Genomic DNA, 18,924 nt, shown 5'->3' on the forward strand with positions numbered 1-18,924 from the left:
CACGCCTTATAGCATGTTTTTGGCATAATAATAGTCTTTTATGCAAAACAAAAACTCAGTAGCACCGAATAGTATAATTTCATATTCTTTTTAGCACGTTTTATTGCTTAATCTATTTTTATGAAGCGAATTCCCGCTCTACTTTCACTGGTTTTAGTATCGATTTGTTTCACGACTCAACGGCTCCAGGCTCAACAAACTACGCCAAAAACGCCCCAAACTTCAGCGGTTGACAAGCGGTATATTGACGAGGTGAAAGCACTTACAGATCAGCCCGCCGTAAAAAAAGCGTTTCAAGTTTTCATAGACCTAGAACCCCAAACCAAACAAGACCACATTACCCTGACCGAGATTCCTTCACCGCCGTTCAAAGAGGGTGCAAGAGCGAAAAAATACGCGGCTATGATGAAAGAGGCTGGTGCAGATTCGGTCTGGATCGATGAAGTAAACAATGTGATTGCCAAACGTAAAGGCCGCACTGGCAAGAAAACGGTAGTGGTCGAATCGCATTTGGATACCGTTTTTCCGGAAGGGACCGATGTGAAAGTGAAACAAAAGGGCGACACGCTCTACGCACCCGGCATTGGCGACGACACGCGTGGCTTGACGGCTATTCTGGCCGTTCTGAAAGGCATGGAAAAAGCGTCTATCGAGACTGATGCCGATGTATTATTTGTCGGAGCGGTTGGTGAGGAAGGGTTAGGAGACCTTCGCGGAGTGAAGCATCTCCTTCGGAAAGGCGGCCCCAAAGTCGATTCGTATATCGCCGTTGACGGCGATGGTATCAGTAGCATTGTTCACCGCGGCCTGGGTTCGCACCGTTATCGGGTTATGTTCAAAGGGCCGGGCGGCCATTCGTACGGTTCGTTCGGTATCGTCAATCCGCACAGTGCGTTGGGAAAAGCCATTTATTACTTCACAACTGAAGCGGATAAAGTAACTCGGCAGGGTGTAAAAACGACTTATAGCGTAAGCGTTATTGGTGGAGGAACATCAGTTAATGCCATCCCCTACGAATCGTGGATGGAAATAGATATGCGATCTGAGAGTCCGGAAAAACTCAACGAAGTAGACAAGTTGCTGCAAGCAGCTGTTCAACGAGCATTAACGGAAGAAAATGGACTCAAACGACAAGGTCCCGATCTGACAGTAGACGTTAAGAAAATAGGCGATCGACCGTCGGGTAAAACGGATATCTCTGCCGCACTGGTACAGCGGGCAATTGCTGTGACCAAATACCTAAATGTAGAACCTCAACTGGATGTGGCCTCCACAAACGCGAATACCCCTATTGCGTTAGGAATTCCAGCCGTCACTATCGGCAGCGGAGGCATTGGTGGAGGGGAACACGCCTTGAACGAGTGGTGGCTAAATGACAAAGGCTACCTCGGTATGCAACGTATTCTTCTAGTGTTGCTAACCGAAGCAGGTTTAGACAAAGGAACCAACCCGTCGGCGGTGAAATCCAGTTCAAAGCGATAAACAACTGAATAGACCAATGCGAGGTAGTGGAGTCACATCAAACCCGACTCCACTACCTCGCATTGGTCTTAGATCAGTAATCCGAAGCAATTACGGCTTCAAAAGTGTGCCATCACTTTTACGAACTGTCCATCTGGATTTGGTACCAATCGGGTATTTTGCCGCTTCCTTTTCGTTGATGTCGATGCCCAGACCGGGCGACTCACTCACATAATAATAGCCATTCTTAATAGTCGGACATCCCGGAAAGACTTCTTTTACTTTGTCGCTAAAGATCTGTGACTCCTGAATACCGAAGTTCCAGACGGCAATATCAATGCTGTTGTTGGCGGCATGGCCCACCGGAGACGTATCGCCCGGACCATGCCAGGCCGTTCGGACATTGAACCACTCGCCCAGCCGCGCAACTTTCATGGCGGGGGTAATTCCACCGATCTGTGAGATATGGATGCGGATGAAATCGAACAAGTGATTCGCCATCGGCTCTTTGAACTCATTGATATTGTTGAACAATTCACCCATCGCAATCGGGACGGACGTGGTTTGGCGCAGTTGCTTGAACCAGTTCATATTTTCGGGCGAGAACGGATCTTCAATAAAATAAGGCCGGTATTCCTCCAGCCCTTTAATCATATTGATGGCATCGATAGGCTCCACCAATTCGTGCATATCGTGCAGAAGCTGAATATCTTCACCGCAGCGTTTGCGCACGATCTCAAACATTTTGGGCACTCGTTTCAGATACGTCCGCTGATCTGAAAAATCGTCTGTTTCCCGGCCAAAGCCAGCCGTTTTAAAATCCGGTTTAATCTCCGCCATCGCGCCCACTCCGCCATAGCCGCCCTGCTGAATGCGAATGTGGCGGAAACCCATCTCCATGAATTGCTGCACCTTATCGGCAACGGCTTCGGGTGTTGGCCCGCTAGCATGAGTATAGGTGTCAACAGCAATGCGAGCCTTTCCACCCAGAAGCTGATACACCGGCATATTGGCCCGTTTGCCTTTAATGTCCCACAACGCCTGATCTAAACCAGAAAGGGCATTGTTCAGGACCGGCCCGTTGCGCCAGTAGGAACTAACGTAGGCCGATTGCCACATGTCTTCAATATTATCGACATCCTTACCCACGCAAAAATCATTCAGGTAGCTATTGATAGCTGTCACGACGACTAATGCCCGCTGGGTAAAGGTGGCACAACCCAAGCCGTATAACCCTGGTTCAGAGGTTTCTACTTTAACGATTACCAGATTAGACCCTCCGGGAGCCGTTGTAATTGCTCGCACACTCTTTATAGTTACGGGGGCCAGCCCTTTAGCATAAGATGGGGTGGCATACGTTTCTGCCCGCGCTTTCTGGCTACCAAAGAGGCTAAATAGTCCGGTAGTGGAGCCTAATCCTAGCATTTTCAACGCGTTCCGGCGACTGCTTTCCGATTGTGTTTCTGGATTTTCCATACGAGGTTTATCAGGTTACTAGTTGTACAAGCCAAGTCATTTAGTCTGGCTACTTGATACTGTCTTTCAGGTAATATTGATAGGCTATCTGCCAGCTAAATGTCTTTCCGGGTGCTACGTTGATGTTAATATACGGCTCGGGGCACACCGTCGTTGACGAAGACCAGAAGACCAATTTAGCAATCTCCCGATCACCGATAACGTGCACACCGGCTCCAGTTTTCGTGTTTTCGACGGTCAGGTTATAGGCCACAGGTTTTCCAGCCGCCAAATCGGGAAAATAAGCCTGTTCCCGTTTTTCTAAATCGCGCAGAAAGACAATCTGGTTGTCCTGAAGTTTCACTATCTCGCCCACGCCTTTCCCGCCTTCTGGTGACAGGTTACCAATCGGGAGAGTGACAGAATAACCGGGACACGTTGGCTGCTGATCGATCATAAAAAAGTTGTGGTCATAAACAGTCGTTTCAATCGTGCGATTACCAGTATTTTTCAGGGTGTGCGTGATTATCAATTCAGGTTTCCCTTTGGTCAGTTTCAGCGTTTTCTGGTAGTCGTACCCATATTGAGTGTTAGTCAGGGTGTGGCTAAACTGAACCTGATCTTTCTTCTTTTTTACCGTCCAACTTCCCGGATTGGCAATTGCGTAGGGTTTAAATGAGCTATAGGGTTTGTCATCAGGTTTGGTGATGCTCCCAATACCGATTTTGACAAACGTGTCGCCACCCTTAGCGTCGGCATAGCCCAACGGCCCAAACTCTTCAACGGGCCCCATAATCGCATCGTGGGTAGTCGGATTATATGCATCAAACCACTTGCCATGGTAGCTGTGTCCTTTGTAGTTCAGGCTGGCAATGACACCCGACCAGTCGAACCGGGTACCTCGATAATAGCCTTTCTCGGCGTCCGGCAAATAAACTTGAGCACTGACCAGCCCGTTGGTAATTTCCATTTCTGGAACCTCCAAAACGGGTTTCATACTGGCAGTCAGCCCAATCAGTCCACACAAGAGAAGACAAGTAATTGCTACGGATTTAGTCATGGTCATTTTAAAGTAAATGCGACGTAATTTCCACCAATCTTCTGACCTCGCCCCCCGCCTGCGGCTATAACCACGTACTGTTTGCCATCAACTTCGTAGCTGATGGGTGTAGCAAAACCACCTGCCGGAAGTTGATATTCCCACACAACCTTACCCGTTTTTTTATCGAACGCCCGGATTTTTTCATCTTTGGTACCGGCTATAAAGACCAGTCCACCTGCCGTTGCCAATGGCCCACCGTAGCTGTCGGTTCCAGTGATTGGTATACCTTTTTTGGTTAGTTCGGGGTATTCGCCCAGTGGAACGCGCCACAGATAATTTCCGGTGTTTAGATCGATTGCATTCAGCGTGCCCCACGGCGGTTTAATGCCGGGATAGCCATCCTGATCCGTAAATCGTTGCCAAACTTTGCTCACATAGCCTGGTACGTAAGGAAAGCTATTTTTCTTAATTGCATCAGGGCCGCTAGTCTGGGTGCTGACTATCTTCGTCGAGCCGGTTTCTGTGTTCAGCAAAAAATTAATCAGCGCATCGCGTTCTTTCTCCGACAATTGCTGGAACGACGGCATCCGACCGCTACCCGTTTTCAGAATGGATTTGATCTCATCTACCGACCGTTTTTTGCCAATATTCACTAACGACGGCAATTCTGGCCCACTTCCTTTCCGGTCCTGCCCGTGACAAGCCGCGCAATTGGTGATGTAAAGAGCATTGCCCGCCGTGAGTGGATTGTTCTGACTGCTGAGGCCCGCCCGGTCCGCCATAATCAGTTCCCAGGGCTCTTCATTGGCGTTTTGGTAAAGAATACCGCTAGGATCAATAGCATTGCCACCCCATTCAGCTCCACCACTGTAGCCAAAAAGCAAGGTGCCTTTCGTGCTTGGTGGCGCAAATTTATTGTCAGTACGAATTTTAAGGAAGCGCTCTTTTACATATGCATGAGCCTCGGGTGAGAGGTTGGTAATGTCGGCTTCGGTGTATACCTGACGGGAAAGCGGCAGGGGTTTGAGCGGATATTTTTGAGTCAGCCAGGGGTGCTCACCGGGTACGCCATTGACTGGCACCTTGCGCTCTTCGACCGGAAACAGCGATGTACCTTTATCTCGATCCAGCACGTAAACCAAGCCATCTTTCGTAGTCTGAACCACCGCATCGACTAGTTTTCCTTTATGTTTCAGCGTGATAAGGTTAGGCTGGCAAGGATGGTCGCGATCCCATAAATCATGGTGAATGGTCTGGTAATACCATTTCATTTTGCCCGTTTCGACATCCAGCGCCATAATGCAATTGGCAAAGAGATTGGCCCCTTTGCGGTCTCCCCCGTAGAAATCAGAGGCCGGTGAGCCAGTGCCGAAATAGACAACGCCCCGTTTTTCATCGAGCGATAAGCCACTCCAATTATTGGTCGCCCCAATTGTCTTGTAGGCATCTTTTGGCCAGGTGTCGTAGCCAAACTCGCCTGGCTGGGGAATGGTATGAAACACCCATTTTAGCTTGCCCGTAACCACATCGAAGGCCCGCACATGACCGGGAGCGGCATCACCCCCTTCGGATACTGCAGATCCAATAACCAGCGTATTTCGGTAAACAATACCGGGAGACGTCGCATTTACGGACAATTTACTAACATCATGGTCCATATTGGTTTGAAGTCCCTCATGCAAATCTGCTTTTCCATTGGTGCCAAAGCCGGGAATTCCCTGACCGGTTTGAGCGTTGACAGCGTAGAGACTAGATCCAACGGTGCACAATATACGTTTGTCGTTCCCGTCCGCCCAATACACGACGCCCCGGTTGGAATTAAGCCGGTCATTCTTTGACGGTTCAAATTTCCAGAGTTGCTCACCGGTACCCGCTTTAAGGGCAAATAGATTGAGTTCGGGCGTAGTCCCATATAGAATGCCGTCCACAACAATAGGCTGGCATTGAATCGCCCGGTCTCGTCTATGACCGGGATTGTTGGGGTCGGGCTTTTCGGATGCGTCGTATAGCCATGCGACGTGTAAATCCTTTACATTATCAATGTTGATCTGGGTTAATGGAGAATACCGGTTGCCTGCTTTGTTTCCCCCATACGTTGGCCAATCGCGGCCTGTTTCCGTATCGGTATCTCGCTCCTGCATGCCATAAATAAGGCAACTTCCCAGAAGCAACCCGATTGCAATGACTTTACGGGTCTTCTTGTTAGAAAACATACTAATCCCGGCCACTGTAAGTTTCAATTCTGTGAATTTAGTCGCCTTATCAATCAAGTTTTTAATTGTGCTCGTCATCAGGCTAATTTTTTAATTTAATGTGTGACATTAGGGCTAAAGCATCCCTATTATCAGCATCTATTTTCAATATTTTTTGCAAGTATTTTGACGCTCCCTGTTTATTATCCATCTTATAATAGGCCCCGGCGATTTGACTTAAAATGGGTATATTTGTCGAGTCTCGGCTACATGCCTGTTGCAGTTCTACAACTTTCTCTACATAAGCTTTAACCGGGCTTAGACTGAATTGAGAGGTATTATTTTGGATGGCATAATTCAGATAAGGCATAGCTTGAATTGGCCGGTCAAGGGTAAGATAAATAACAAAAAGATACCTTGCTTTATCAAAAGACGGCACTAATGCAAAAGATTTTTCGAAATAGACTATAGCTTTCTCCTGATCGTTCAACTCTCCACTCAACATAGCTGCTTTCTCATAGTACTGCGCGTCAGTTGGGTATTCAAGCACTAATGCTTCGACTACTGTTCGTGCTTTACCTAATTCACGGTTTGTACTGTAATAAGTATATAATTTACTTAATGCATCAAGCCACGAGGTTTGTTGAAACGTCAACCCATACGCTATTTTTTCTTCTACAGAATTAACGACAAAAGGATGCGCTGACATCACCTCACGAAAAGGCCAGTTTCGTTTAAGATTGTTCACTTTATATGTTCCGGCTAACGAATCTACTTTAGTGATGGGCATGTCTTGAAGTAGTTGCTTAAAACTCATCTCCTGTTCGTTACTTATGGTGATAAGTTTTTCTTTTTTCATTGCTTCATAGAAACCATCTGATAGTAAAGCGTAACCCCTTAGGTTGGGATGAACATGTTCTAAAATCAACTCATCACCAATAATTTTATTAGCCGAGTTAGTGTCAAATATTGCTTTTGTATCAACTAAATGAGCATTTTTGTATTTTCGGCATAACTGATTGATTATATCGTTAAATGATTCCGGCGCTCTGAATCGCAGGCCATCCAAGTCTTTAGCTTGGGCAAAATAGGTTTTTGCCTGAATGAAATCTCCTTGTATGTAAGCTATTTTTCCTAAATAATAAGCACAAAGAGCATGGCCTTTGTATAGCTGATTAGCGGCTTTAAAATAGCCATTTGCCGCAGCTATATTGCCTTTCTTAAACTGCTCAATACCAAGTGTATAGTTCTTTTGAAATCCCAGATGTCTAGTCCTGCCGGCAGCGAAACTGACAAACGGTTTTAAGTCCTTTTCATTACTGACCAGATTGCTGACAAAAACAGGAATATTCCGGGTAGCAAGCAGGGATAATGTTTCGTCCATGTTAGACCTGAATTGCTCAACTCCCCGTTCATAAAGTTCTGACTGATACGGGATTTGTTGATCAGCAACCATCAACTTCATGCGGGTTGCACCTGAACTTGCTTTTGTTGAACCAACAGTATGTTGAATTTTCTCATACACGTTGGTCATTAGTTGGACAAGCCGCAGTTTACGTAGATTGAGAATCAGGTTTACGAGTTGTGGATTGCCTCCTATCTTTTCAGTAGAACCGACTCCTAACGCGCCGTAGTATTCGTTATGTCCGGTATAAATTAATATAGCGTCCGGTTCGTAATCAACCACCTCTTTAGCAAACCCTAATACCGTATAGGAATTAACAGCAGTCAGCGAAATATTGATGATCTCGAAATTCCGACCAGGAAAAGTGTGCGTTAATCGATACTGAAGCCAGCGATGAAATGATCCGTTATGAAAGTAGGGATAGCCAATTGTCGTTGACTCGCCAAGTACGAAAATTCGTAATGTGTTGCTATCTTTTTTCTTTTTAAATAATTCACTATTACCTGTAGTCGCAATTTTCTGGTTAGTGAAATATTTTTTCGACGCGTTAGGATTTAGTACAAGAAAATTCTTGTTTTCAGAGGAGTCAATAAATAAACTCAAATCGTATCCATAATTGAAAACACGTAACGAAACTTCAACGAGACACAAGAGTACTATAGACAATAGAACACTAATTACTTTAAAGAATATAATCCTAGTCCTTGACGGCTTAACGAGTGGATTATATTCTTTTAGCTTACTCATTCTTATATAGGAAATACTATTTGGATCAGGTTCAGCTTGACCCTTGAGATCAGATAGATACAGAAACAATAATTGCTCTACACATCTGATCCCAAGGGTCAACTTGTTTACCCATTGACTTACGAATTAATACCCCTCATTTTGTGTCCATGCCGGATTTCTGGCCATTTCATTCACGGGAATAGGCGCCAAATACTTTTGGGCTAAATTGGTATTAGCCGGGATTGGGTTTTCTAAAGGACTTCGTGCTGCAATAACCTTCGGAAGCAATTGCAATCGTACAATGTCAAACCATCGTACGCCAAATTCACCCGCAAATTCATAGGCTCGTTCATACACCACTGCGTCCCGGAAAGCGGTGGCCGAAAGCCCTGGTGTTAAATCGGGTAGACCAGCCCGTTTTCTTACCAGATTGATAGCACTATAACTGGCAGCGGTAGGCCCACCGGCTGCCATAGCTGATGCTTCGGCGTAGGCTAGCAGAACCAGCGGATAGCGAATAACGTCATACACTTTATTCGTACTTGGATTGATCGAGTTAATTGTTGTCTCGGTTTCGGAGACGCCATCCCCACTCAGGCCCGCCCGAAATTTCCTGTAATACGGATGACCAGCGTGGGTCTCTGGCGAATCCCAGGAAACCAGCTTAAACGTTTTACCATCGGGTTGGCGCAACTTGATCGTCGTATAAAAAGTAGCGTCCGTTCGGCTACATACCGGCGCATTTTTATAGAAATTGATTTCGGGATAGTAATCATCCCAACCGCTCGACCCGTTTGTAGCGACTTCATCGAGCGGCACAGACGATGATCCGGCACTACGCAAAGGCAGTCCTCCACTCACATTGTACTGGAGACCAAAAATAGATTCGGAGCTGTTATTGGTTGAAAAGACCGTTGCGTAGGGCGTACTTACGTTATACTGGCTCGACTGTATAACCGAATTTGCCTCGTCGGCTGCCAGCTTGTAATTGGTTTCCTGATTTATTGGCCAGCCCGTCATCGTTAAATACACATCTGCCAGCAGCGATCTTGCCGCCATTTGATTCGCTCTGCCCGGTTGACCGGGAAACGTCGTTGGCAGCAATTCTTTGGCTTTCTGCAAATCACTTATAATAGCCGCATACACTTTATCAACCGCATCTCTGGGAGGTCGGTCATTCACGTCAATCTGCGTCAGAATAATCGGTACCGGCCCAAATGTTCTCACCAGATAAAAGTATCCCAGTGCGCGTAGAAAGTACGCCTGACCCGCAGCCTGATTTTTCAACGCATCCGTTGAACTAACTTTAGCATAATTGGCAATTACATTATTGGCCTGATAAATACCTTGCCAAGGACCTTGCCACTGTGCCACCAGACTAAGATTACCACTGCCGCCACTTAGCCGATCAAATAAACGAAAGTCTTCCTTGTTTAATCCCGGATCGGTTGTGAAATCATCTGACCCAAAATACGAAGTACTTCTGTTGGTAAAACCCCAGGCACCATCTCGGGCAAACTGAATGTAAATAGCTGAGACAGAGGCATCCAAATCAGCCTGTGTTTTGAAATAGGTTCCCGGCGTTAAGCTGCCTTTGGGGTCCTCGATAAGACTCTGACAGCCGCCAGTCAAAATCAAAACAATGAATACGAGTAGTAAAGAAAAGTTGGTGTTCATGATTATGTCTCTTGATAGAATTCTAAAACTGACAAACATGTCTCTGTTTACAAACCGAGCCGGAAGCCCAGTGTATAGGTTCTTGGATTGGGAATAACTCCCATTTCCAGCCCTTGCGTAATGGCGTTGGTACCATTAGATACTTCTGGATCATAGCCGGGGTATTTGGTGATGGTAAACAGGTTTTGCCCACTCACATACACCTCCAGATTACGAATCTTCACCTTGTTCAACAGTTTATCGGGTATATGATAGGAGACCGACAGGTTTTTAAGTTTGGTGTAACTTCCATCGTACACATACCGGCTGCTGTTGTTGAAATTCTTGCTCGTATTGCTGAAAGCCGGATTATCAGTCTGATTGCTGGGCGTCCAAATGTTTAAGGCTTCTGTCGTCGTCGCGTTTCGCTGATCGCCTAAACCACCCCACAAATAAGCCAGCGTCTGCGAGTAAATCTGGTTGCCATGCGTGCCCTGAAACATGAAACTCAGCGTAAAATTGCCGTAGCTCACATCATTGATAAAGCCGTATGAATATTTGGGAGTGCCGTTGCCGATGGGCATTCTATCGGCTGCTGTGTAGGCATGGTCATTGTTTACATCCGCAAATTTGGCATCACCCGGTTTCATCCCAAATAAAGCTGCCTGATCAGATTCGCTGGTTTTCCACGTACCCAGAAACTGGTATCCGTAAAACTCACCCAATGGCCGACCAACTCGCAGAATAGACGCGCTATTAAAGGCTGACCCTACACCATTTACAATTACATTGTCCAGGCCCCCCAGGTCAGTAACTTTATTCCGGTTAAAGGATATGTTAAAATTACTGGTCCACCTTAGTTTGCCGACGGCAACCGGCGTTCCGCTCAGTGATAATTCGAGCCCTTTATTTTCGACACTGCCAATATTGCGCAGGTAATCACCACCGCCTAAGTAGAAGGGTGCCTGGTAATTATATAAAAGGTTCGATATACTTTTCTGATACACATCGGCAGTGAACCGCAACCGCCCATTTAAAAACGAAGCATCGATACCCGCATCATAGGCCGTTGTCGTTTCCCATTTCAGGCTGTTCGATACGGGTGCGCCTAGTGGCGTGGCAACGCTAGGTGTAGAGCCATCAAAATAATAAGCCGGTTGACCGCCACCGGTGGTAACCTGCGCAATGGTAGCGTAGGCACCTACCGCCTGGTTGCCTGTTTGACCATAACTGGCGCGGATCTTTAAATCAGAAAACAAACTGGAGTTCTGCATAAAGGATTCTTTTGACAAGTTCCAGCCGACGGCAAGCGAAGGAAAAGTGCTGTATTTCTGGGTTAGGTGAGAAGACCCATCCGTACGAACGCTGGCCGTGAAAAGATATTTATCCTTATACGCATAGTTGACCCGGCCCATGTACGATTGCAAAGCATCTGCCGAATACCCGGAGGACGTTTGCTGGGTGGTTCCTAAACTTAAGTTATAATAGCCCAGCGCATAAGTCGATAAACTATTGGCTCGTGCATTAACCGACATACCCTGCCCTTGTTGCTGTTCATACAACGCGGTGACGGTGAGGGCATGATCGCCAAAATTGCCTTTGTAGGTCAGGAAGTTACTGTTCTGGAAATTCCAGTTTCTGGACGCACTTACCTGTGCATACAATACACCGTTCCCCGTTCCCGGACCAAAAAGACTTTGGTTAAATGGCGACGATATTTGATACGTATTGTTGGTGGTAAACGTAAGGCCATTGATAATACGGTAAGTCAATATGCCGGTTCCGGCAACGTTTGTATTACGGCTATCGTCGAGTTGGCTGGTTGCACGCGCTACCGGGTTATATTGAATAGAGGCATAGGGAGCCGTAAGTATAAACGCACCCGTAGTTGGGTCGCGGACGGGTGACGTTGGGTCCCATTCCGTTGCCTGAGTAAACGGGTCCCCTAAATCGCCCGAATAATTGTTGTTACGGCTTTGTGGCAATACAGCCGCCAGATTAAACTTTATGGACAGTCGGTCATTAATCTTAGCATCAATATTCGCCCGTAAAGTTGCCCGTTTGTAATATTGATTAAGAATTAGGCCGGGTTGGTCGAGGAAGTTAGCCGATAACAGGTATTTAACATTTGCCGATCCGCCGGATATATCGAGTTGATAATTCTTGATTAGTGGCTCCTGATGTAGTTCATTTTGCCAATCCGTACCACCACTTGCCTTCAACGCCTGGAGTCGATCATCCGAAAAAGCCGCTGCATTTCCTGTCGCTGCAAACTGCGTATTAACCGTACGGGCAAAATCATACGCGTTCATTAACGGCAGTTTCTTGGCTATACTGGCTTTACTAAACCACGTGCTGAAGTTTACTCTCGCTTTTCCCTCCTGACCCGATTTTGTCGTAATAAGCACAACACCGTTAGAGCCTCTGGAACCATAAATAGCTGTGGCAGAGGCATCTTTCAGGATTTCCATCGACTCAATATCATTAGGATTGATGGATTCAATATTACCCCCAATGAACCCATCTATTACATACAGCGGATCGTTGGAACCCGTAATGGAATTGGCCCCTCTAATTCGGACGCTGAGACCACGACCCGGTTGCCCACTGCTGCTAGCCACAACAACGCCAGACGTTGTACCCTGCAGTGCCTGTTCTACCCGCACAAGTGGTCGCTTGGCAATCTCTTTGGCACTTACCGTACTGGTAGCACCCGTAACGTCGCTTTTGCGCTGTTCCCCATAACCAACCACAACGACTTCCTGCAATCCCTTTTCACTTACTTTTAAGGCTACATTTAGGGCTGTCTGGGTTCCCACAGGCACTTCCTGACTTTCGTAGCCGACGAAACTAAACACAAGAATTACTCCTCGCTCGGCTACATCAAGCTGAAACTGCCCTCGTGCATCACTGGTCGTTCCCTTTTGAGTCCCTTTCACAACAATGCTCACGCCCGGAAGGCTCTCCCCTTTTTCGTCGGTCACTTTTCCCGTTACAGGCATTAGAGCGCTTTTGAAACTCTGAACTTTGTCGGTCATGATCTCCGACATTTTTTTCTCAAAATCAGATCGTGAATCCGCTTTTAATACTGTTCTTAACTCTGCCGTCGGTGGAGATAGATAACTTGTTGTTTTATTAGATACCGCTTCTTCTTTCCTTTTTATGACAATGGTTTTGCTAACGATGGAATAAGTTAGAGGCTGCTTTTTAAACACTTCGTCCAGAACAGTCTCTAAGGTTTCATTAGTTAGGTGTAAGGACACCTTGTTGCTTTTAGCCAGCAAATCCGTTTGAAGAAAAAATGAGTAGCCACTCTGTTTCTCAATCTTATTCAGAACTTTTTCGAGCGGGACGTTTCGCTCATTAATAGAAATGCGTTGACTATATCCCGATGCGTAGATGTGCAAACAGGTCGCCAGTAATAGTATGCTGGTAAAGTTGAGTCGCATAATCCATTTTCGGTTCACCTCCGGACTACTATGAGTCAATCGGAGATTTACAATTTCACTAAGTCGGCCCCACCGCTTTGCCATGCACAGCCGTAGGTAAAAAGTAGAATAGTTCATACTTTTGTAAGGGTTTGGGATTTGGTAAAAGCTTCTATGTCAGTTGTTTTTCTTGCTACCTGTTTTCAGGTAGATTATCCCGATCTTCAGGCCGGAGGTGCTCGCAACACATTCCGGCTTTTTTTGTCAGGATAACCTAAAGCTATTCAGGGCCTTGCCCACCGTAGCCATTGTCGATTAGGATTTAATTGTAATTTTCCGTCCTTGTAGTTTAAAGTTTACTCCGCTCAACTGTAGAATTTGAAAAAATTGGGAAAGGGGCACGTCTCTAGAAATTTTACCTCTGAATTTTGTATCAGGTACTTTGCCCTGGAAGTCAACCTTAACATCATACCAGCGTGATATCTGACGCATTATGGTGGGCAAGTCGGTATCTTTAAACTGGAATTGTCCATTCTTCCAAGCCACCGCTTCTTCTATATCAGCCTGAGCAATCAGGTTGAGTTTTTGCCTGATGCCTGGCGCTAGTTGTGCCTGCTCGCCCGGCCTGAGAATCAGCGCCGAAGCCCCCCCCACTTTTGTACTTTTACTTGACGAGATAGTTTGTGTTTTTACAACTTTTACCTTACCCTCCAGAAGCGTGGTTTTTATACTGCTCTCATCAGAATAGCTATTGATATTAAAGTGAGTACCCAAAACCTCCACGATCTGACCTACCGAACGTACCTGAAAAGGTATGGCTTCTTTACGGCTATTTTTGAGGTGAGCAATTTCAAAGTAAGCTTCGCCATTTAGCTCAACATTACGCTCGCTTTCCCGAAACTTCGTAGGGTATTTCAACGACGAAGCAGCATTTAACCAAACCTTGCTACCGTCAGGAAGAACTACCCGAAATTTACCTCCGCGTGGTGTAGTAATGGTATTATAAACAGACGTATACGTTGGTTCGACACTAGAAGAAACCGCTGATTTCGCCATCTCGTAAACTAATTGTCCGTCAGCGGTCTTGCTGATAATCATATCAGCCTGTTTCGCAATTTCGCCATTCGTTGCATCATCCAGGTTTATTTGTGAAGCATCAGCCAACGTCAATACAGCCTTATTACTTCCAGGAGCCAAGTCATTCTGTTGTTGAACAATCTGCTTTACGGGAGTATTCTTATAAATAAATTGATAAGCTAATAGCCCTGACACAAGGAAAAACAAGGCAGCAGCAGCGTAGTTAATTGAACGTCTACCTATATACGAATGGCGTTGAGGTTTATTAAATCCCGTTTTAGTTACTATTGTTTCCCACGCATCGTCTTTCCCAGAAGACGCAAAACGACTAAGTTCGTTATTGAGAATTCCTTCATCCGTTAATTTTTCAAACAGTTCTTTATTGTGATCGCTCTGAGCAACCCAAGCATCCAATTCTTCTTTTTCATGACTACTTAATTCCCCTGTAAGGTATTTCGCAATCAGATTACCTTGTCTAAAATAGCCGCTATAATTCTCCATAATGCTGCTTTACACTATAGAGACACTTAACTTTACGAATAGGATAATGGAATTATAAATTTTAATTAAATATTTCCTCAGTTTAAGGATAAGGCGTTATAATCCTGTAACAAAGAGCTGATTTTCAGTTTTTTCATAAATTATCTATAGTATTCAATACTAGCAGTATCCCGAGCAATTCTGGAGAAAGTCTTGCTTTCAACAACTCAAGTGCCTTATGCTTTTGCTTCTTGACGGTATTAATCGACATGCCTAACTCATCAGCTATCTCCTGATTCTTTTTCCCTTCCAGGTAACTCATTACAGAAATCTGGCGGTAACTAGCAGGGAGCGCTTCAATAGCCGAATGGATTTCAGCTATGACTTCCGAAGAGATGATTGCCTCCATAATCGTTGACTCTTCCGGCTCTTTAGTTCCTTTCTGCTGTAGATACTCATCTACCACTTTGTCGTGACGTATCACATTAAGGCTGGCATTGCGAACCGTACTATACAAATAGTTTTTTATGGCAACCTTATTCTGTAAGACAAACTCTCGTTCCTGCCAGTATTTTATAAATGCATCTTGCCCAATATCCTGAGCCTGAGCTTGATCTCGAACAATTTGTAGGGAAAAGTACACAAGACGGTTGTAGAATTCGTTGAACAGTGAATCCAGTTCAAGGACATTTGGTCCTTCTACCGGATTGCTTTTAGTCGAATACATCTTCCTTATAACACTCATCTTATGAAGCATTAATGTAAAAGAATCGCTTGGGTTACAAAGGTATCTAGCTTGAGTCACCCATACACAAGCTATCGATGCCTCACTAAACGACAAAAGTACTAGTATCCTATATACCAAATTCAGCCGCTTTCCTCTGCGAATTAAATCCGCTCAGAACGGGCTAAAAATTAGTTTACAACCAGCTTATGAACGTTATACTTATTAGGCGGCTAAGGAATTACACAAAAACACTATTTTTTATAAACTAATCGAGCACAAAATAAATCAAAAGGCCCTAATAAAACCTTAACAAATGATTAATATGTGTGAAAATCTGGAATTTTGGTAAAACCAGAGAAATCGTATGGTACTCAAATAGAGAGATCCTATTCAGGAAAAGATCACTCACGTTGATGAAATAAATAGACAAATAGAGAGGGATAAGTGCAGGTGTAGCCTATCACCGAAAGTCGTTATCCCACACGCGCTAAGCTTATGCTGGTGCGTTGATTAATAAATCTGTTGTGAAATTTATAGAAATAGTTGAAGTATTTGTAAAGCCTAATTCGCTTTTCACAAACAGTGGTTAGTAAAGAAAGACATGGTTATTCAGAAACTAGTAAAGCCGTTTGTATTTCATGGTTAAGCCCACTTATTATCTATACATCCTCGGCGCTGGCCTTTTTTGCCTATTGAGCTTTAAAGCCAAATTCGGCAGTTTGCTCGACGAGGGCCCCTCTCCGGCACGAACACCCGTCGAAGAAGCAGCTACGTTTCAGCTTGAACCTGGCTTAAAAATCCAGCTTGTAGCCGCCGAACCAATGGTTCAGGATCCGGTTGTGATCTCGTTTGACGAAAATGGCCGACTCTGGGTTGTCGAGATGCGTGGCTTCATGCCCACAATTGACGGTGAAGGTGAGGATAAACCCGTTGGCCGTGTGTCGGTGCTGGAAGATACGAATGGCGATGGGCAAATGGACGTCAGTAAAGTTTACATCGATAGTCTGGTTATGCCACGAGCAATGGCGCTGGTTCCGGGTGGCGCGCTGATCGCTGAAAACGGTTCCTTATGGCTAACGCAGGACCTAAATGGTGATTTGAAGGCGGATACAAAAACCCTGATTGACAAGGATTACGCAGGCAGTGGCCTTCCCGAACATTCCGGTAATGGACTCTGGCGCAGCATGGACAACTGGTACTATAACGCCAAGTCGCGCTTTCGCTATCGCCTGATGGATGGCAAACCGAACGCGGCCCGATGGCAGCGCGACAGTACAGAGTCCCGTGGGCAATGGGGCATTAGCCACGATGACCAAGGCCGATTGTATTACAATTACAACTGGTCGCAATTGCACGCCGATCTTGTTCCACCCAATTATCTTTCCCGGAATAAACACCATACACCCACAACGGGAATTGATCACGGTCTCACAATCGACCGGAGAGTTTATCCTATCCGGCCCACACCAGCCGTCAATCGCGGATATATACCGGGCACTCTGGACAAAGAAGGACGTTTACTGGAATTCACAGCGGCCTGCTCCCCGCTTTTCTATAGAGGAACAGCCTTACCACCAGCCTTTTATGGCAATGTTTTCGTGTGCGAACCCGCCGGAAATTTGATCAAACGAAATCTGGTTGAGAATAAAGGACTTTTGATTGCCGCACATGACCCACATCCCGGAAAAGAATTTCTGGCCTCGACGGACGAACGGTTCAGGCCGGTTGATATGGCGACGGGTCCCGATGGAGCCCTTTATGTGGCCGATATGTACAGGGGTCTTATTCAGCACAGTGCCTATGTAACACCCTATCTGAAGGAGCAAACGATTGCCCGCGATTTAGTCAAACCGGTTAATCGTGGCCGGATTTGGCGAATTGTGCCAGAGAATTGGCAGGCATCAAAACCAAAGAAACTATCCGACGCATCGTCTGCCGATCTGATTGGTGAACTATCCAGTCCAGATGGGTGGCATCGGGACATGGCCCAGCGGCTACTAGTTGAGCGAAATGACAAAAGTGTCCGTCAGGCATTAACTGATTTAGCCGTGAAAGGCGCTAGTGACTTAGGCCGATTTCATGCTCTATGGACGCTGGACGGTTTAAAAATGAGCAGCCCAGCTGTTCTCTTCGGTCTGTTGACGGATAAAAATACCCTCGTCAGAACCACTGCTTTGCGGCTGCTTGAGCCGTTTGCAAAGGCGGATAAAACTGTTCGGGCAAAACTGGGTGAGCAGCTTCTTACCGAATGGGAGAAAGCCCCCATTGAACAAATTCTTCAGATTACATTCGCGGCTGGAGTTCTTGATCAGCCCATAGCGCACCAACTGTTGGCGGGCATTGTGAATCGCTACGGAGAATCGGCGCTGATTCGGGATGCCGCACTAAGTAGTCTTCAGGACCAGGAATTTGCCTTTTTACAAAGTCTGTTAAAATCACAACAGTGGCAAGCCGCAGAACCAGCCAAGGAGATTTTTCTGGAGATGTTGACAACATCAATTATTCGCAAGCGGAATCCCAGCGAACTGGCTTCATTATTGACCCTGCTGAACGCGAATAAAGAAGCCTTGAGCTGGCAACAAAAAGCGGTACTTACCAGCCTAACGATTCAAGGTAGTAACAGTAAACTAAAGCCAGTCAAGCTTATCGCAGCACCGACAATTCTGACGCAGCCTGCCGGTAAAATTGATGCAGCACGCCTTGCCGTACTTTCTGCCATGTTTGAATGGCCGGGACACGTCGCCAGCCGAACCAGCTTGCCCCAAAAGAGCCTGCTAAACGACGATGAACAAAAACTATTTGCATCGGGTCGGCAACATTACCTCAGTACTTGTTCGGGCTGTCATGGCACCGACGGGGCTGGATTGAAGCGATTTGCCCCACCACTCATTGGCTCAGATTGGGTCTTGGGTGATGAGAAGCGATTAGCCCTCATCCTCTTACACGGCATGGAAGGACCGGTAGACGTAGCCAAGAAAATATATGATGTGCCTGATATTCTTCCAGTTATGCCTGCTCACTCGACAATGGATGATGGTTCAATTACGGCCATTTTGATGTATATCCGCAATGAGTGGGGCAACAATGCAGGCCCAATTGGAAAACGGGTCGTTGGCATGACAAGGGTTACGTCGCAGGGCAGAGTTATCCCCTGGACAGCCAAAGAACTGAACAGTTATATCCTTGAAGCAAAGGCTACCAGTGGAAAATAGCGGACTACAGTAAGCTGAAATTAATGAATAATAAACGGGTTCAATCGCCGGTAAGCCCAA

10 protein-coding genes are annotated in these 18,924 nt (G+C 45.9%); 2 read left to right on the forward strand and 8 right to left on the reverse strand.

The window, feature by feature from the left end:
- The first annotated feature begins 120 nt into the window (after positions 1-120).
- The gene (locus ACFS25_RS23195) at positions 121-1,482 is read left to right on the forward strand and encodes a M20/M25/M40 family metallo-hydrolase (RefSeq protein WP_381505757.1); all 1,362 of its coding nucleotides are present in this window, start codon (positions 121-123) and stop codon (positions 1,480-1,482) included.
- Positions 1,483-1,572: 90 nt separating this feature from the next.
- On the opposite strand, the gene ACFS25_RS23200 is transcribed toward ACFS25_RS23195, so the two are convergent.
- From ACFS25_RS23200 to ACFS25_RS23235, 8 genes are all read right to left on the reverse strand, one after another.
- The gene (locus ACFS25_RS23200) at positions 1,573-2,937 is read right to left on the reverse strand and encodes an enolase C-terminal domain-like protein (RefSeq protein ID WP_381505759.1); all 1,365 of its coding nucleotides are present in this window, start codon (positions 2,935-2,937) and stop codon (positions 1,573-1,575) included.
- Positions 2,938-2,986: 49 nt separating this feature from the next.
- Complete coding sequence (locus ACFS25_RS23205; protein ID WP_381505761.1) at positions 2,987-3,976, reverse strand: hypothetical protein; 990 nt, start codon at positions 3,974-3,976, stop codon at positions 2,987-2,989.
- A 2-nt stretch (positions 3,977-3,978) separates the two neighbouring features.
- Positions 3,979-6,171, reverse strand: coding sequence for an outer membrane protein assembly factor BamB family protein (locus ACFS25_RS23210; protein WP_408020220.1), 2,193 nt, complete (start codon positions 6,169-6,171; stop codon positions 3,979-3,981).
- A gap of 82 nt (positions 6,172-6,253) precedes the next feature.
- Positions 6,254-8,158, reverse strand: coding sequence for a hypothetical protein (locus tag ACFS25_RS23215; RefSeq protein WP_381505763.1), 1,905 nt, complete (start codon positions 8,156-8,158; stop codon positions 6,254-6,256).
- Between the two features lie 270 nt (positions 8,159-8,428).
- Entirely contained in the window at positions 8,429-9,961 is a 1,533-nt protein-coding gene (locus ACFS25_RS23220; protein ID WP_381505766.1) for a RagB/SusD family nutrient uptake outer membrane protein, read from the reverse strand.
- Between the two features lie 47 nt (positions 9,962-10,008).
- On the reverse strand, positions 10,009-13,506 hold the full coding sequence (locus tag ACFS25_RS23225) for a TonB-dependent receptor (protein WP_381505767.1): 3,498 nt from the start codon (positions 13,504-13,506) through the stop codon (positions 10,009-10,011).
- A 177-nt stretch (positions 13,507-13,683) separates the two neighbouring features.
- Entirely contained in the window at positions 13,684-14,946 is a 1,263-nt protein-coding gene (locus ACFS25_RS23230) for a FecR family protein (RefSeq protein WP_381505769.1), read from the reverse strand.
- A 133-nt stretch (positions 14,947-15,079) separates the two neighbouring features.
- On the reverse strand, positions 15,080-15,670 hold the full coding sequence (locus ACFS25_RS23235; protein ID WP_381505772.1) for an RNA polymerase sigma-70 factor: 591 nt from the start codon (positions 15,668-15,670) through the stop codon (positions 15,080-15,082).
- Between the two features lie 620 nt (positions 15,671-16,290).
- On the opposite strand from ACFS25_RS23235, the gene ACFS25_RS23240 reads away from it, so the two are divergent.
- Complete coding sequence (locus ACFS25_RS23240) at positions 16,291-18,864, forward strand: PVC-type heme-binding CxxCH protein (RefSeq protein WP_381505774.1); 2,574 nt, start codon at positions 16,291-16,293, stop codon at positions 18,862-18,864.
- Positions 18,865-18,924 lie beyond the last annotated feature (60 nt).

This window comes from Spirosoma flavum (genome assembly GCF_042686045.1).
Classification (GTDB): domain Bacteria; phylum Bacteroidota; class Bacteroidia; order Cytophagales; family Spirosomataceae; genus Spirosoma; species Spirosoma flavum.

Coding starts and splice junctions, on each gene's coding strand:
- ACFS25_RS23195 (WP_381505757.1), top strand. CDS start 121: ATGAAGCGAATTCCCGCTCTACTTTCACTGGTTTTAGTATCGATTTGT.
- ACFS25_RS23200 (WP_381505759.1), bottom strand. CDS start 2,937: ATGGAAAATCCAGAAACACAATCGGAAAGCAGTCGCCGGAACGCGTTG.
- ACFS25_RS23205 (WP_381505761.1), bottom strand. CDS start 3,976: ATGACTAAATCCGTAGCAATTACTTGTCTTCTCTTGTGTGGACTGATT.
- ACFS25_RS23210 (WP_408020220.1), bottom strand. CDS start 6,171: ATGTTTTCTAACAAGAAGACCCGTAAAGTCATTGCAATCGGGTTGCTT.
- ACFS25_RS23220 (WP_381505766.1), bottom strand. CDS start 9,961: ATGAACACCAACTTTTCTTTACTACTCGTATTCATTGTTTTGATTTTG.
- ACFS25_RS23225 (WP_381505767.1), bottom strand. CDS start 13,506: ATGAACTATTCTACTTTTTACCTACGGCTGTGCATGGCAAAGCGGTGG.
- ACFS25_RS23230 (WP_381505769.1), bottom strand. CDS start 14,946: ATGGAGAATTATAGCGGCTATTTTAGACAAGGTAATCTGATTGCGAAA.
- ACFS25_RS23235 (WP_381505772.1), bottom strand. CDS start 15,670: ATGAGTGTTATAAGGAAGATGTATTCGACTAAAAGCAATCCGGTAGAA.
- ACFS25_RS23240 (WP_381505774.1), top strand. CDS start 16,291: ATGGTTAAGCCCACTTATTATCTATACATCCTCGGCGCTGGCCTTTTT.